General features: G+C 71.5%; 13 protein-coding genes. 4 read left to right on the forward strand and 9 right to left on the reverse strand.

Features of this window, described 5'->3' with window-relative positions; genetic code table 11:
• Positions 1-162: 162 nt before the first annotated feature.
• From BKA14_RS24725 to BKA14_RS24735, 3 genes are all read left to right on the forward strand, one after another.
• A complete protein-coding gene (locus BKA14_RS24725; RefSeq protein ID WP_184953249.1) occupies positions 163-1,533 on the forward strand; it encodes an MFS transporter in 1,371 nt (456 codons plus the stop codon).
• A gap of 41 nt (positions 1,534-1,574) precedes the next feature.
• Entirely contained in the window at positions 1,575-1,964 is a 390-nt protein-coding gene (locus BKA14_RS24730; RefSeq protein WP_184953250.1) for a globin, read from the forward strand.
• An 88-nt stretch (positions 1,965-2,052) separates the two neighbouring features.
• Positions 2,053-3,309, forward strand: a complete 1,257-nt coding sequence (locus tag BKA14_RS24735) for a delta-60 repeat domain-containing protein (RefSeq protein WP_184953251.1) — start codon at positions 2,053-2,055, stop codon at positions 3,307-3,309.
• A 55-nt stretch (positions 3,310-3,364) separates the two neighbouring features.
• On the opposite strand, the gene BKA14_RS24740 is transcribed toward BKA14_RS24735, so the two are convergent.
• The 5 genes from BKA14_RS24740 to BKA14_RS24760 form a co-directional block, all read right to left on the reverse strand.
• Positions 3,365-3,949, reverse strand: a complete 585-nt coding sequence (locus tag BKA14_RS24740; protein ID WP_184953252.1) for a type III secretion system chaperone family protein — start codon at positions 3,947-3,949, stop codon at positions 3,365-3,367.
• A 131-nt stretch (positions 3,950-4,080) separates the two neighbouring features.
• Entirely contained in the window at positions 4,081-4,740 is a 660-nt protein-coding gene (locus BKA14_RS24745) for a DUF8185 domain-containing protein (protein WP_184953253.1), read from the reverse strand.
• Positions 4,741-4,756: 16 nt separating this feature from the next.
• Entirely contained in the window at positions 4,757-5,170 is a 414-nt protein-coding gene (locus BKA14_RS24750) for an acyl-CoA thioesterase (RefSeq protein WP_184953254.1), read from the reverse strand.
• Positions 5,163-6,839 (reverse strand): energy-dependent translational throttle protein EttA, encoded by a 1,677-nt coding sequence (ettA, locus tag BKA14_RS24755; protein ID WP_184953255.1) that lies wholly within the window; start codon positions 6,837-6,839, stop codon positions 5,163-5,165. The genes BKA14_RS24750 and ettA overlap by 8 nt, the downstream gene beginning before the upstream one ends.
• A gap of 134 nt (positions 6,840-6,973) precedes the next feature.
• Positions 6,974-7,468 carry a hypothetical protein gene (locus BKA14_RS24760; protein ID WP_184953256.1) on the reverse strand — a complete coding sequence of 165 codons (495 nt, stop codon included), beginning with the start codon at positions 7,466-7,468 and terminating at the stop codon, positions 6,974-6,976.
• 176 nt (positions 7,469-7,644) lie between these two features.
• Between BKA14_RS24760 and BKA14_RS24765 the strand changes: the two genes are divergently transcribed.
• The gene (locus BKA14_RS24765; RefSeq protein ID WP_184953257.1) at positions 7,645-9,066 is read left to right on the forward strand and encodes an alpha,alpha-trehalose-phosphate synthase (UDP-forming); all 1,422 of its coding nucleotides are present in this window, start codon (positions 7,645-7,647) and stop codon (positions 9,064-9,066) included.
• On the opposite strand, the gene BKA14_RS24770 is transcribed toward BKA14_RS24765, so the two are convergent.
• The 4 genes from BKA14_RS24770 to cobC all read right to left on the reverse strand — a co-directional run bounded on the left by BKA14_RS24770 (position 9,054) and on the right by cobC (position 13,012).
• A complete protein-coding gene (locus tag BKA14_RS24770) occupies positions 9,054-9,431 on the reverse strand; it encodes a VOC family protein (RefSeq protein WP_184953258.1) in 378 nt (125 codons plus the stop codon). The two genes, BKA14_RS24765 and BKA14_RS24770, sit on opposite strands and share 13 nt — an antisense overlap.
• A gap of 30 nt (positions 9,432-9,461) precedes the next feature.
• Positions 9,462-10,649, reverse strand: coding sequence for a uroporphyrinogen-III C-methyltransferase (gene cobA, locus BKA14_RS24775; RefSeq protein ID WP_184953259.1), 1,188 nt, complete (start codon positions 10,647-10,649; stop codon positions 9,462-9,464).
• Between the two features lie 96 nt (positions 10,650-10,745).
• Positions 10,746-11,792 carry a nicotinate-nucleotide--dimethylbenzimidazole phosphoribosyltransferase gene (cobT, locus tag BKA14_RS24780; RefSeq protein ID WP_260417306.1) on the reverse strand — a complete coding sequence of 349 codons (1,047 nt, stop codon included), beginning with the start codon at positions 11,790-11,792 and terminating at the stop codon, positions 10,746-10,748.
• A 167-nt stretch (positions 11,793-11,959) separates the two neighbouring features.
• On the reverse strand, positions 11,960-13,012 hold the full coding sequence (gene cobC, locus BKA14_RS24785) for an Rv2231c family histidinol phosphate aminotransferase CobC (RefSeq protein ID WP_184953260.1): 1,053 nt from the start codon (positions 13,010-13,012) through the stop codon (positions 11,960-11,962).
• Positions 13,013-13,023 lie beyond the last annotated feature (11 nt).

Genomic DNA, 13,023 nt, shown 5'->3' on the forward strand with positions numbered 1-13,023 from the left:
CGACAATCCGGCCGTACGCCCTAGCATCCACTCGGACGATCGGGCAGAATCCGCTTGAGCATCTGCACATGCGGCATCACGTTCCTTTCGGGCGCGGACCCGAGCCGGACGTGCCCGGTGACCGCCGCGATCAGGCGGAAAGCCGAAAACGATGGAGGGCTGGTGTCCCAGGACCCGGACGCGCGAGGGGCCGGTCGGCATCGCGCGACTACGGAGGGCGAGCGCCTGGTCACGTTTCGCGACCTGTTTGCCATTCGTGAATACCGGGCGCTCTATCTCTCGCTGGTCACCAACTGGGTCGGCGACTATCTCGCGCGCGCCGCCATCACCGTCCTCGTCTACGAGCAGAGCAAATCGGTGCTGGTCTCGGCCGCGGCCTTCGCGGTCAGCTACCTGCCCTGGGTCATCGGCGGCACGCTGCTCTCCGCGCTGGCCGAGCGCTATCCCTATCGCCGCGTGCTCCTCACGGCCGACGTGTATCGCATGGTGCTCATCGCGCTGCTGCTGATCCCGCACCTGCCGATCCCGGCCATGCTGTTGATCATCTTCCTGGCCAGCCTGGGCACGCCCCCGACACAGGCCGCCCGCTCGGCGCTGCAGCCGCTCGTCGTGGGCCGCGCCAAGCTGCCCACCGCGGTCGCCGTCAACGCCACCAGCGTGCAGGCGGCCCAGGTGTTCGGCTATCTCGCCGGGGCGACGCTGGCCACCGCGATCAATCCGCAGGTGGCGCTCGTCATCGACGTCGTCACGTTCGCGCTCTCGGCCGCTCTGATCGCGCTCTTCGTGCAGCGCCGGCCGCCCGCGTACGCCCAGGCCCACCGCAGCCATCTGCTGCGCGAGTCGGTCGAGGGGTTCCGGCTGGTGTTCGGCGCGCCGACGCTGCGCGCCATCGCGATCATGGTGTTCGTCCTGACGATGTTCGCCATCGTGCCCGAGGGCTTGGCCGCGGCCTGGGCCGCCGAGGGGGGCGACGCGGCCGACCGGGGCATCAACCAGGGCCTGATCATGGCGGCCGGGCCGATCGGCTTCGTGGTCGGCGGCCTGCTGATCAATCGGTTCATCGGGCCCGTCCGGCGTGACCGGCTGGTGCGCCCGCTCGCCGTGCTCTCCGCGTTCGCCCTGGTGCCCGCGCTGGCCGCGCCGCCCGCACCGGTCGTCGCCGCGCTGGTGGCCGTGTCCGGCATCGCGCAAGGCGGGGTGATGCCCACCCTGAACGGCAAGTTCGTGCTGATCCTGCCGCACGGATACCGCGCCCGGGCGTACGGCGTGATGCAGACCGGCATGCAGTTCAGCCAGTTCGGGGCCGTGATGGTCACCGGCTGGCTGGCCGATCACTTCTGGCTGCCGATGGTGGTCGGGCTGTGGAGCGTGGGCGGCACGGTCGTCCTGGCGCTGCTGGCCCACCGGTGGCCGCAGCCGGCCACCTTCGCGGCCGCCACCGAGGCTGCCGAGAACGCCTCCGCGCCACCGCCCACGCCGGCCCCGCTGCGCTCCACCGTGGCGACGACCAGCGTCACACCCGAGCGACCCTGACCGCAGCGGTCGTGGCGCCGTCCGGCTGGCAGGATGGATGGGTGACCGCACCGAACTTCTACGACGCCATCGGCGGCGAACCCACGTTCCGGCGCCTCGTCGACCGCTTCTATGCCGGTGTCGCCGAGGATCCGCTGCTCAAGCCGATGTATCCGGAGGAGGATCTGGGCCCCGCGGCCGACCGGCTCACGCTGTTCCTGATGCAGTACTGGGGCGGGCCGAACACGTACTCGGCGAGCCGTGGGCACCCGCGGCTGCGCATGCGGCACGCGCCGTTCCGGGTCGACGTCGCCGCCCGCGACGCCTGGCTCAAGCACATGCGCGACGCCGTCGACTCTCTCGAGCTCCCCCCGGCCCAGCACGACGAGCTGTGGAACTACCTGGAGCGGGCGGCCTACTTCATGGTCAACCACATGGACGAGATGGCCTGATCGTTCCCCGCGGCGCCCCTAGGTCGTTGATTCGGTGACAAACTCGCTGATCACCTGAAATTTCGGGTATTACGACCAGGAGATCGCCATGCGCCGCCGCCTGATAGCCGCCGCCACCGTCGTTGCCGCCGCCATAGCGTGCGCGCACCCCGCCGCGGCCGACATGGCCCACTCCACGCTGGTGTCGACCGACCCCGTTGACTACACGCCGCACGTCATGGACGGAACGGTCTGGTCGATGGCCGTGATCGGCGACACGGTGGTCGTCGGCGGGGCCTTCACCAAGGTCACCGACAGCACCCGCCGGACGACGTTCGCCCGCAAGAACCTCTTCGCATTCGACCTGCACGACGGGGCCATCCGCACCTTCGCCCCGCAGGTCGACGGCGCGGTGTACTCGCTCGCGGCGGGCCCCGACGGCACGGTCTACGCGGGCGGCGCGTTCAAGACCGTCAACGGCGCCGCCCAGCGCGGTCTGACCCGGCTCACGCTCGGCGGTCAGCGGATCAGCTCCTTCGCCGCGCGGATCGGCTGGGGCGACGTACGGGCGCTGCAGGCCCGGGGTTCCCGCCTGTACGCGGCGGGCACGTTCCAGACGATCAACGGGGTGAACCGGGCCGGACTGGCCCGCGTGAACGCGATCAGCGGCGCCGTCGACACCGGCTTCGACGCCCGCCTGACCGCCCCCGGGCTGGCCCGCACCCGGGTCGAGCACTTCGACATCTCGCCCGACGGACGCCGGCTGGTCGCGGTGGGCGCCCTGCTACGGGCCAGCGGCTACGACCGCACCCAGATCGCCATGTTCGACGTCGCGGGCCCGTCCGCACAGCTGTCCAGCTGGTACACCGATGCCTACAAGCCGCAGTGCATGAAGGGCTTCGACACCTACCTGCGTCAGGTGAAGTTCTCCCCCGACGGCTCGTACTTCGTGGTCGCGGCGACCGGGCGCGCGTCCTCGCCCGACCGGCTGTGCGACTCGGCGGCGCGCTTCGAGGTGGCCGGCAGCGGGCGGCACAACCCGACCTGGGTGCAGCGCACCGGCGGCGACTCGCTGTACGCGCTCGCGGTGACCGGGTCGGCCGTCTACCTCGGCGGGCACCAGCGCTACTTCGACAACCCGTACGGCAGCGACGCCAAAGGCCCCGGCCCGGGTGCGGTGGCGCGACCGGGCATCGGGGCGGTGAGCTCCTCGACGGGGCGGGCGCTGTCGTGGAACCCGACCCGCAAGCGCGGCGTGGGAGTCCGGGTGTTCATCGCCCTGCCCGAAGGGCTGCTGGTCGGCTCGGACACCGACGAGCTGGGCCGGGAGTTCCACGGCCGCGTCGGCCTGTTCCCGATGCGCTGAGCCGGACATGACAAAGGCCCCCGGCGCATCACGCCGGGGGCCTTTGTGCGCCGGGTCAGAGCAGAGCGCCCTCGTCGTGAAGCCAGTCCACAAAGCTGGTCGCCACGGCGGCGCCGCAGTCGAGCAGCTCGACCAGCAGGGCGTCGTGGCAGCCGGCGGCCAGGGGGACCTGGAGCTCGGCGTAGATCGGGAGCTGGCCGCGCTCGGTGGGGTCACCCACATAGGCCTTGCAGAAGCGGCGGGTGTGATTCCACTCGTTGACCACGCGGTAGGCCCGGTCGGCCCAGTCGGGCGGGACCGTGGCGTGCGGGCGGGCGCGCATCACGAGGATCTCGTCGTCCGGACCCTCGAGAGTGAACAGCACCGCGTGCCGCTCCCACATGGCCAGCAGGCTCCCGCCGCCGTCGGCGAGGAACCGGATGTCGAGCAGATCGAGCGCTTTGCCGATGCGCGTCAGCGTCACCGGAGCGACAACCTCGGGTTCCTCGTTCCCCGTCGTCTCGACCGGGACCGGAAGCCGGCTCGGCTCACGTTGCGCCGGAACTCCGACACGCACCGTGCTGCTCCGAACCGTCGAATCCTCGTCGGTCTCCGGCGCGCTGCCCGCGGCCGAACCCGGACGCCATGACCACCACGGCATCTTTGTGCACCTCACTCCCCAGCGAACCCACCGCCGGACGTAGCGAGTGGATCCGAGGGCCGACGGTACCCGTACCGGTCGCGGAGGTCATCCCCCCAACCGGAGGGCGGGACCGGTCGTACGACAGGGCATCACCCTTTCGGGTGACCACCTATAGGCATAACGGTCAATTTCTTGACCGTCTGTAGCCACGCCACTCCATATGGTGCGGAAAGTCCCACCCAATTCCCCGCCACCCGAATCCGGGTGTCCGGGGCCTCAGTCTCCCCCGGACCGAGGAACCCCATCCGGGAGATCGCCTGAACGAGTCGCTGCGAAACCTCGACCGGGCGGCCGCCGGCCGGGGTCGCCACCAGCGCGACGTGGTCGAGCAGAGCGTCGCGGACGGCGCGCGGGCCGACCGCACGACCGGCCAGCCCGCCCGAGGAGACCTCACGCAGCGTGCCCGCCGCCGCGTCGGCCAGGCGGCTCAGCTCGGCCCCCGACACCGACTCGACCGTCTCGCCGCCCGGCGGAGGCAGCGGCCAGCGCCACTGGGCGTCGCGCCGGGCCGGCAGCTCGGAACCACCCCGGGCCAGCACCGAGAGCAGCTCGGAGGCGGCCACCGTGACGTCGTCGAGGCCGTGCCCGGCGACCTCACGGGTGACCAGCACCTCCCACGGCAGCCGGCCCCACAGCGCCACCCGGCCGCCGGTGTTGCGCAGGCGTACCGGGGCGGTGGGGTCCAGCCGGGTCAGCCGGGCCAGGAACGCACCCGCGTCGGGCACGCCGGCCAGGCCGTGCGAACTCATGACCGACCGCGCAGCGTCATGGGGTCACCTCGAGGTAGGGCCGCAGGAAGTCGCGCTCGGCCTCGGTGAGCCGCCGCGGGTGCCCGTTGGCCAGGTTGTAGGGCACGCAGACGGAACGGGCCCGGCTGGCCAGCACGCCGTCGTCGAAGAGCTCGTACGAGACGGTGAAGGCGGCCGCGCGCTGCTCCGAGACCCACATCTCCACCCGTACGGGGTCGCCGTAATCAACCGGCTTCAGGTAGTCGATCTCGTGGCGGGCGATGACGATGCCCTCCTCGAACGACCCCAGGCCGTGCTCGCGGGCGCCCACGAAGAACATGGCGACGCGCGCCTCCTCGTAGAGAGTGAGGAAGCGCGCGTTGTTGACGTGCCCGTACGCGTCCATGTCGGACCAGCGCACGGGCACGTGGTGCACGAATCTCTCAGTCACGCGTGAGCTTGCGGTAGGTCACGCGGTGCGGGCGGGCGGCCTCGGCGCCGAGCCGGTCGATCTTGTTCTTCTCGTACGCCTCGAAGTTGCCCTCGAACCAGAACCACTTGTCCGGGTCCTCGTCGGTGCCCTCCCAGGCGAGCATGTGGGTGGCGACCCGGTCGAGGAACATCCGGTCGTGGGAGATGACCACGGCGCAGCCCGGGAACTCCAGCAGCGCGTTCTCCAGGCTGCCCAGGGTCTCCACGTCGAGGTCGTTGGTCGGCTCGTCGAGCAGGATCACGTTGCCGCCGATCTTCAGCGTCAGCGCGAGGTTGAGCCGGTTGCGCTCACCGCCGGAGAGCACCTTGACCGGCTTCTGCTGGTCGGGGCCCTTGAAACCGAACGCCGCCACGTACGCCCGGGACGGCATCTCGACCTTGCCCACCATGAGGTGGTCGAGCCCGTCGGAGACGACCTCCCACACCGTCTGGTCGCCCATCAGGCCCTCACGGCTCTGGTCCACGTACGACAGCTGGACCGTCTCGCCGACCCGCACCGTGCCCTCGTCCGGCTTCTCCAGCCCCACGATGGTCTTGAACAGCGTGGTCTTGCCGACGCCGTTGGGCCCGATGATGCCGACGATGCCGTTGCGCGGCAGCGAGAACGACAGGTGGTCGATCAGCGTGCGGCCGTCGAAGCCCTTGGTCAGATCCTTGGTCTCGATCACCGTGTTGCCCAGGCGCGGGCCCGGCGGGATCTGGATCTCCTCGAAGTCGAGCTTGCGGGTCTTCTCGGCCTCGCTGGCCATCTCCTCGTAGCGGTCGAGGCGGGCCTTGCTCTTGGTCTGGCGGGCCTTCGCGTTGGACCGCACCCACTCGAGCTCCTCGGTGAGGCGCCGCTTGAGCTTGGCGTCCTTGCGGCCCTCGACGGCCAGACGCTGGGCCTTCTTGTCCAGATAGGTCGAGTAGTTGCCCTCGTACGGGTACGTCCGGCCACGGTCCAGCTCGAGAATCCAGTTGGCCACGTTGTCCAGGAAGTACCGGTCGTGGGTGATGGCGATGACGGTGCCGGCGTACTTGGCCAGGTGCTGCTCCAGCCAGTGCACGCTCTCGGCGTCCAGGTGGTTGGTCGGCTCGTCGAGCAGCAGCAGGTCGGGCGCCTCGAGCAGCAGCTTGCAGAGCGCGACCCGGCGGCGCTCACCACCGGAGAGCTGGGTGACGTCGGCGTCCGGGGGCGGGCAGCGCAGGGCGTCCATCGCCAGCTCGAGCTGCGAGTCGAGATCCCAGGCGTTGACGTTGTCGAGCTCCTCCTGAAGCTTGCCCATCTCCTCCATGAGCTCGTCGGTGTAGTCGGTCGCCATCTCCTCGGCGATCTTGTTGAACCGATCGAGCTTCGCCTTCGTCTCGGCGACGGCCTCCTCGATGTTGCCGAGGACGGTCTTCTCCTCGTTGAGCGGCGGCTCCTGAGCGAGCATGCCGACGGTGTAGCCGGGCATCAGCCGGGCCTCGCCGTTGCTCAGCGTCTCGACGCCGGCCATGACCTTGAGCAGCGTGGACTTACCGGCGCCGTTCGGGCCGACGACGCCGATCTTGGCGCCCGGCAGGAAGTTCAGCGTCACGTTGTCGAGCACGACCTTGTCGCCGTGCGCCTTGCGCGCCTTTTCCAGGACGTAGATGAACTGGGCCACGGTGCGCCCTACCTCCGTGATCGATGAATGCAAGCTGAATGGTGCCGGATGAGTCGCAGAATGCAGACACAATCTTTCCAGGTCGCTCGCCGGCCTCTCTCAACAACCCCGGCCGGGACCGCTGGATTCCCCGCTCAGTCGATGGCGCGCACCTTGTCGACCTGCTTGTCGCGGCCGTCGGCGAAGGACACGGTCCACTGGGTGGGGGACACCGTGATCGTGTTTCCGTCCGGCGACGTGACCTCGTAGCCCTTGTCGGTCTTGACCACGCCCGGCAGGAAGAGGCCGTTCTTGTGCTGCTCGAACTTCTGGTCGACGTCGGTCCAGCTCTGGTAGTAGAGGTTGCCCCTGCGATCGGTGCAGATCCAGGCCATGCTGTTGGTCCGGTCCGCGTGCACCTTGAGCACCTGCCAGAGCTCAGAGGTGAAGCCGTCCCTCTTCGCCGTGTCGCGGGCCGGCTCGAAGCAGAACGGGCCGGGCGGGGTGAAGGCGGGCGCGGCCGAGGTGGTCTGCTCGGTGCTCGGGAGCGCTCCCCCGCCGCTCGTCCGATCGGTGTCCTGCTGCTGTTCCGCGAGCATGAACCCGATCGTCCCGGCGATGATCGTCAGGAAAACCGTGGCAATGACCACAGGAAAGAAGATCGGCCGCCGAGGCGGGGAAAGATCAGCAGACGGTGTCACGCGCCCAGAATGGCACCCGGCGGCCACCGAGGTCCATCGGCGGCTGTGGAGACTGGGCACGCCCCGTGCTGCTACGCACAGTAGGCTCACAGGGGGAACAGAAACGACCCGGAGGTGCACTCAGCGTGGCCGAACGAAGTTCCTTCGTCGTAGTCGCCAACCGTCTGCCCGTCGATGAAGTAACCACCCCGGACGGGGAGCGCCAGTGGCGCACGAGTCCGGGTGGCCTGGTCACAGCGCTGCACCCGGTGCTCACCGAGCACGGTGGCACCTGGATCGGGTGGGCCGGTGGCACCGGCGAGGCGCCCGACCCGTTCGAGCTGGAGGGCATCCGGATCCATCCGGTCCCGCTGAGCGCCGATGAGCTCGAGCGCTACTACGAGGGCCAGTCCAACGCGACCATCTGGCCGCTCTATCACGACGCCGTCGAGACCCCCGTCTACAAACGCCGCTGGCGCGAGACGTATCGGCTGGTCAACCAGCGGTTCGCCGAGGCTGCGGCCAAGGTGGCGGACGACGGCGCGACCGTCTGGGTGCAGGACTACCAGTTGCAGCTGGTGCCGGCCATGCTGCGCGAGCTGCGGCCCGACCTCAAGATCGGGTTCTTCCTGCACATCCCGTTCCCGCCGATCGAGCTGTTCATGCAGATGCCGTTCCGGGCCGAGGTGCTGCGCGGCCTGCTCGGCTCCGACCTGGTCGGCTTCCAGCAGCGGCTGGCCGCGCAGAACTTCGTCCGGCTGGCCCGGCACCTGCTCGGCCTGCGCTACGAGGGCCAGTCGATCCAGGTCGACGGGCGCAAGGTGAAGGCGGGCGCGTTCCCGATCAGCATCGACACCAAGGAGATGGAGCGCCTCGCGGCCGATCCCAAGGTGCAGGCGCGGGCCAAGGAGATCCGGGCCGAACTGGGCGACCCCAAGACGATCATCCTGGGCGTCGACCGGCTCGACTACACCAAGGGCATCGAGCTGCGCCTCAAGGCGTTCCGCGAGCTGCTGGCCGACGGCAAGCTCAAGGTCGGCGACGCGGTGATGGTGCAGGTGGCGACCCCGAGCCGCGAGCGCGTGGAGCACTATCAGACGCTGCGGGTCAAGGTCGAGCGCGAGGTCGGGCGGATCAACGGCGAGTTCGGCCGGGTCGGTGTGCCGGCCGTGCACTACCTGCACCAGTCGTACAGCAAGCAGGAACTGGCGGCGATGTACGTCGCGGCCGACGTCATGATGGTGACGCCGCTGCGCGACGGCATGAACCTGGTGGCCAAGGAGTACGTGGCCTGCCGGGCCGACACCGGCGGGGCGCTGGTGCTCAGCGAGTTCGCGGGCGCGGCGACCGAGCTGCGTCAGTCGTTCCTGTGCAACCCGCACGACCCCGACGGCGTGAAGGACGCGCTGCTGCGGGCCGTGGCCGCCGAGCCGGCCGAGCTGAAGCGGCGGATGCGCGTGATGCAGCGGCATCTGCGCACGCACGACGTGGCGCAGTGGGCCCACACGTTCCTGGACGCGCTGGAGGACGCGGCCGAGGGCCGCGACCCGGCGCCTCAGTCGACGTAAAGACAGAAGGGATGACCGTCCGGGTCGAGGAAGACCCGGACGTTCTCCTGCGGCTGGAAGTCGGCCAGGGTGGCGCCGGCCCTGGTCGCGTGCGCGCAAGCGGCTTCCAGGTCCTCCACCCTGATGTCCAGGTGCATGCTCATCTGCGGCTCCCCGGCCCGGGCGGGCCACACCGGGCGGCGGTAGAGCTTCTCCGTCTGGAACGACAACCCGGCGCCGCCGCCGGGAGCGCCCAGCACCACCCAGTGGTCCTCCTCCTGGGTGGCCGACCACCCCAGCAGGCGCTGGTAGAAGGCGGCCAGTGCGCGCGCGTCCGAGGCGTCCAGCACCGTTGCTGTCAGCGTGATCTGCGGCCGTTCGTCCATGCCGATCGACCTACCCCGATAGTGACCGTTCTATACCGCTGCGTGAACGACTTCGCCGATCACCACGACGGCCGGGGGCCTGATGCCGGCCTCGGCGACCGCGTCCGCGACCTGGCCCAACGTGCTGCGCAGCGAACGCTGATGGCTCGTGGAGCCCTCCTGCACGACCGCGGCGGGAGTGTCGGCGGAGCGGCCCTCGGCGATCAGCCGGCCGGCGATCCGGCTCAGATTCTTCAGGCCCATCAGCACGACCAGGGTGCCACGCAGCCGGGCCAGCGCCGCCCAGTCGACCAGCGAATCCGCGTGATCGGGCGGGATGTGCCCGCTGACCACGGTGAACTCGTGCGCGACGCCGCGGTGAGTGACCGGGATGCCGGCCAGTGCGGGCGCGGCGATCGAACTGGTCACGCCGGGCACCACGAGCACCGGCACCCCGGCCTGGGCGCAGGCGATCGCCTCCTCGCCGCCGCGGCCGAAGACGAACGGGTCGCCGCCCTTGAGCCGCACCACGAACTTCCCCTCGAGCGCGCGCTCGACCAGGATCCGGTTGATCTCCTCCTGGGCCGCGGCCGGCCCGTACGGGATCTTGGCCGCGTCCACGAACTCGACCTCGGGCCGCAGGTCGCCCAGCAGCAGGCCGGGCACGAGCCGGTCGGCCACCACGACGTCGGCCGCGGCCAGCAGGCGGCGGCCCTTCACGGTGATCAGCTCCGGGTCGCCGGGGCCGGAACCGACCAGGGCCACGCCCTTGTACTCCCCGGCCGCGGGCGGGCTGCTCTCCAAGGCGTGGGCGACCAGGTCACGGACGGCCATCGCACGGCGCCGGTCGCCGCCGTCGGTCACGGCCACGGTGACCTGCCCCTGCCGGGTCACGGCGGGAGTCCAGGCGGTGGCGGCGTCGCGGTCGTCCGCCCGTACGCAGAACACCCGGCGCGCCTCGGCCGCCACGCTCACCTGCTCGGCCGCGGCCGGATCGTCGACCGCCACGTGCACGAGCCAGGCGCCGTCGACGTCGGCCGGCTCGAAACGGCGCTCGGTCCAGCTCGCCCGGCCCGCGTCGACCTGGCCGTGCAGGGCCGGGGTGAGCTCGGGCGACACGATGTCGACGACCGCGCCCGCGGCGAGCAGGGCTGGCACCCGGCGGGTGGCCACGGCGCCCCCACCGACGACCAGCACCCGGCGGCCCGCCAGTTTGAGCCCGAGAGGATAGATGCTCATGTCTCCGACGCTCCCGCTTCTGCGCCGCGGGACAACTCCGGCCCGCTCACTTCTCCGACACTCCCGCTTTGGCCGCGCGCGACGACCGTGACCCCGTCACTTCTCCGACACTCCGGCCGCGTCGAACGTCGCGACCTCGTGCAGCACTCGGACGGCGGCCTGGACGACCGGCAATGCGAGGGCGGCGCCGCTGCCCTCGCCCAGGCGCATGCCCAGGTCGAGCAGGGGCTCGAGGCCCAGGTGGGCCAGCGCCACGGAGGCGCCGGGCTCGGCCGAGCGATGCCCGGCGACCATCGCGGCCACGGCGCCGGGCGCGAACGCGGCGGCGGCCAGCGCGGCCGAGGCAGCGATGACGCCGTCGACGATCACGGGGACGCGCTCGGCCGCCGCGCCGAGGACGAAGCCGGTCAACGCGGCGTGTTCGAGCCCGCCGACCGCGGCCAGCACGCCCAACGGGTCGGCCGGGTCGGGCGAGTGCAGGGCGAGCGCGCGGCGCACGACGTCGACCTTGTGCGCGAGCATGGCGTCGTCGATGCCGGTGCCGCGGCCGGTCGCGGCGGCCGGGTCGCTGCCGGTGAAAACGGCGATCAGGGCGGCCGCGGGGGTCGTGTTGGCGATGCCCATGTCGCCGGTGAGCAGGCACTTCGCGCCGGAGGCGACAAGCGCCCGGGCCACGCCGACGCCGACCTCGACGGCGGCCAGCGCCTCGTCGCGGGTCAGCGCCGGGCCGACGGAGAGGTCGGCGGTGCCGCGGCGCACGTTGGCGTCGAGCAGGGTGGCTCCGCCGTGCAGCGGAAGGGCCACGCCGACGTCGACGACCATCACGTCGGCTCCGGCCTGCCGGGCGAACGTGTTGACGACCGCGCCTCCGGCCACGAAGTTGGCCACCATCTGGGCGGTGACCTCCTGCGGCCAGGGGGTGACGCCCTGGGCGTGCACGCCGTGGTCACCCGCGAAGACGGCCACCGTGGCCGGGGTCGGCAGCGGCGGCGGGCAGACGCCGGCGAGGCCGGCGAGACGTACGGAAAGCTCCTCGAGCGCACCCAGCGAGCCGGCCGGCTTGGTCAGGCGGGCCTGATGATCGCGGGCGGCGGCCATGGCTTGCTCGTCGGCGGGCCGGATCGCGGCGAGCGCCTCCGCCAGCTGCGCGCCGGGAGCGGCGACAGGCGGCTGCTCGGCGTCGGCGGCGGTCACGGGCGGCAGCTGCGCGTCGGCGGCGGTCACGGGCGGCTGCTCGGCGTCGGCGGCGGTCACGGGCGGCAGCTGCGCGTCGGCGGCGGTCACGGGCGGCTGCTCGGCGTCGGCGGCGGTCACGGGCGCTCCTCCAGCACGGTGGTCAGGGTGTCGACGAAAGCGTCGGTGGTGGCAGTGTCGCGCACCGCGATCCGCAGCCAGTCGGCGCCCAGCCCCGGAAAAGTGTCGCCGCGGCGTACGGCATAGCCCCGTTCGCGCAGCTCAAGGCGGATTTTGTCGGCGCCCGGGAGGCGTACGGAGACGAAGGCACTGGCCGGATCGCCCGCGACCGTGAGGTTCGGCACGTGCCCCAGCCGTCGCACCAGGTGGGAGCGCTCGCCGGCCAGGCGGGCCGCGATCTCCCGTTCGGCCCGGATCGCGACGGGCGAGGCGCAGGCGGTGGCGGCGGCCAGGGCCGGCGTCGAGACGGCCCAGAGCGGCTGCGCGGCGGCCAGGCGGGGCAGCAGGCCGGACGGGCCCAGCAGGTAGCCGATGCGCAGGCCGGCCAGCCCCCACGTCTTGGTCAGGCTGCGCAGCACGACCAGCCCGGGCAGGTCACCGCGACCGGCCAGCGACTCCGGCTCCCCCGGCACGCCCTCGCGGTGGGTGGTGTCGGAGAACGCCTCGTCGACGACCAGCACGCGGCCCGGCCGGGCCAGCCGGGCGATCTCGTCGGCCGGGTGCAGCACCGAGGTCGGGTTGGTGGGGTTGCCCACGAAGACCAGGTCGGCCTCGGCCGGCACGAGCGACGCGTCGAGACGGAACCCGTCCCGCTCGCGCAGCAGCACCCGCTCGACGGTGTGGCCGGCGTTGCGCAGGGCGGCCTCGGGCTCGGTGAACTGCGGATGCACCACGACCGGGTGGCGGGCGTCGCGCAGAGCCTGGGCCAGTAGCACGAAGGCCTGGGCCGCGCCCGCGGTGAGCAGCACCTCGGACGGTTCGCGGCCGTGCCGGGCGGCCACCGCCGCGGTCGCCTCGGTCGCATCCGGGTAGGCCGCGAGGGCGCCCAGCGACTCCCGCAGGGGCCCGGCGAGCCAGGCCGGCAGGGGCTCGTGACGCACGTTGACCGCCAGATCGATCAGACCGGCGCCCACCTCCGTGTCGCCGTGATGGCCGAGGTCGACAGTCATGGCCTCAGCAT

The organism is Paractinoplanes abujensis (assembly GCF_014204895.1).
Classification (GTDB): Bacteria; Actinomycetota; Actinomycetes; order Mycobacteriales; family Micromonosporaceae; genus Actinoplanes; species Actinoplanes abujensis.

What these genes read in the sequence shown, in the direction of transcription:
- BKA14_RS24735 (WP_184953251.1), top strand. Translation starts at nt 2,053, where the DNA reads ATGCGCCGCCGCCTGATAGCCGCCGCCACCGTCGTTGCCGCCGCCATA.
- BKA14_RS24740 (WP_184953252.1), bottom strand. Translation starts at nt 3,949, where the DNA reads ATGCCGTGGTGGTCATGGCGTCCGGGTTCGGCCGCGGGCAGCGCGCCG.
- BKA14_RS24745 (WP_184953253.1), bottom strand. Translation starts at nt 4,740, where the DNA reads ATGAGTTCGCACGGCCTGGCCGGCGTGCCCGACGCGGGTGCGTTCCTG.
- BKA14_RS24770 (WP_184953258.1), bottom strand. Translation starts at nt 9,431, where the DNA reads ATGGACGAACGGCCGCAGATCACGCTGACAGCAACGGTGCTGGACGCC.
- cobA (WP_184953259.1), bottom strand. Translation starts at nt 10,649, where the DNA reads ATGAGCATCTATCCTCTCGGGCTCAAACTGGCGGGCCGCCGGGTGCTG.
- cobC (WP_184953260.1), bottom strand. Translation starts at nt 13,012, where the DNA reads ATGACTGTCGACCTCGGCCATCACGGCGACACGGAGGTGGGCGCCGGT.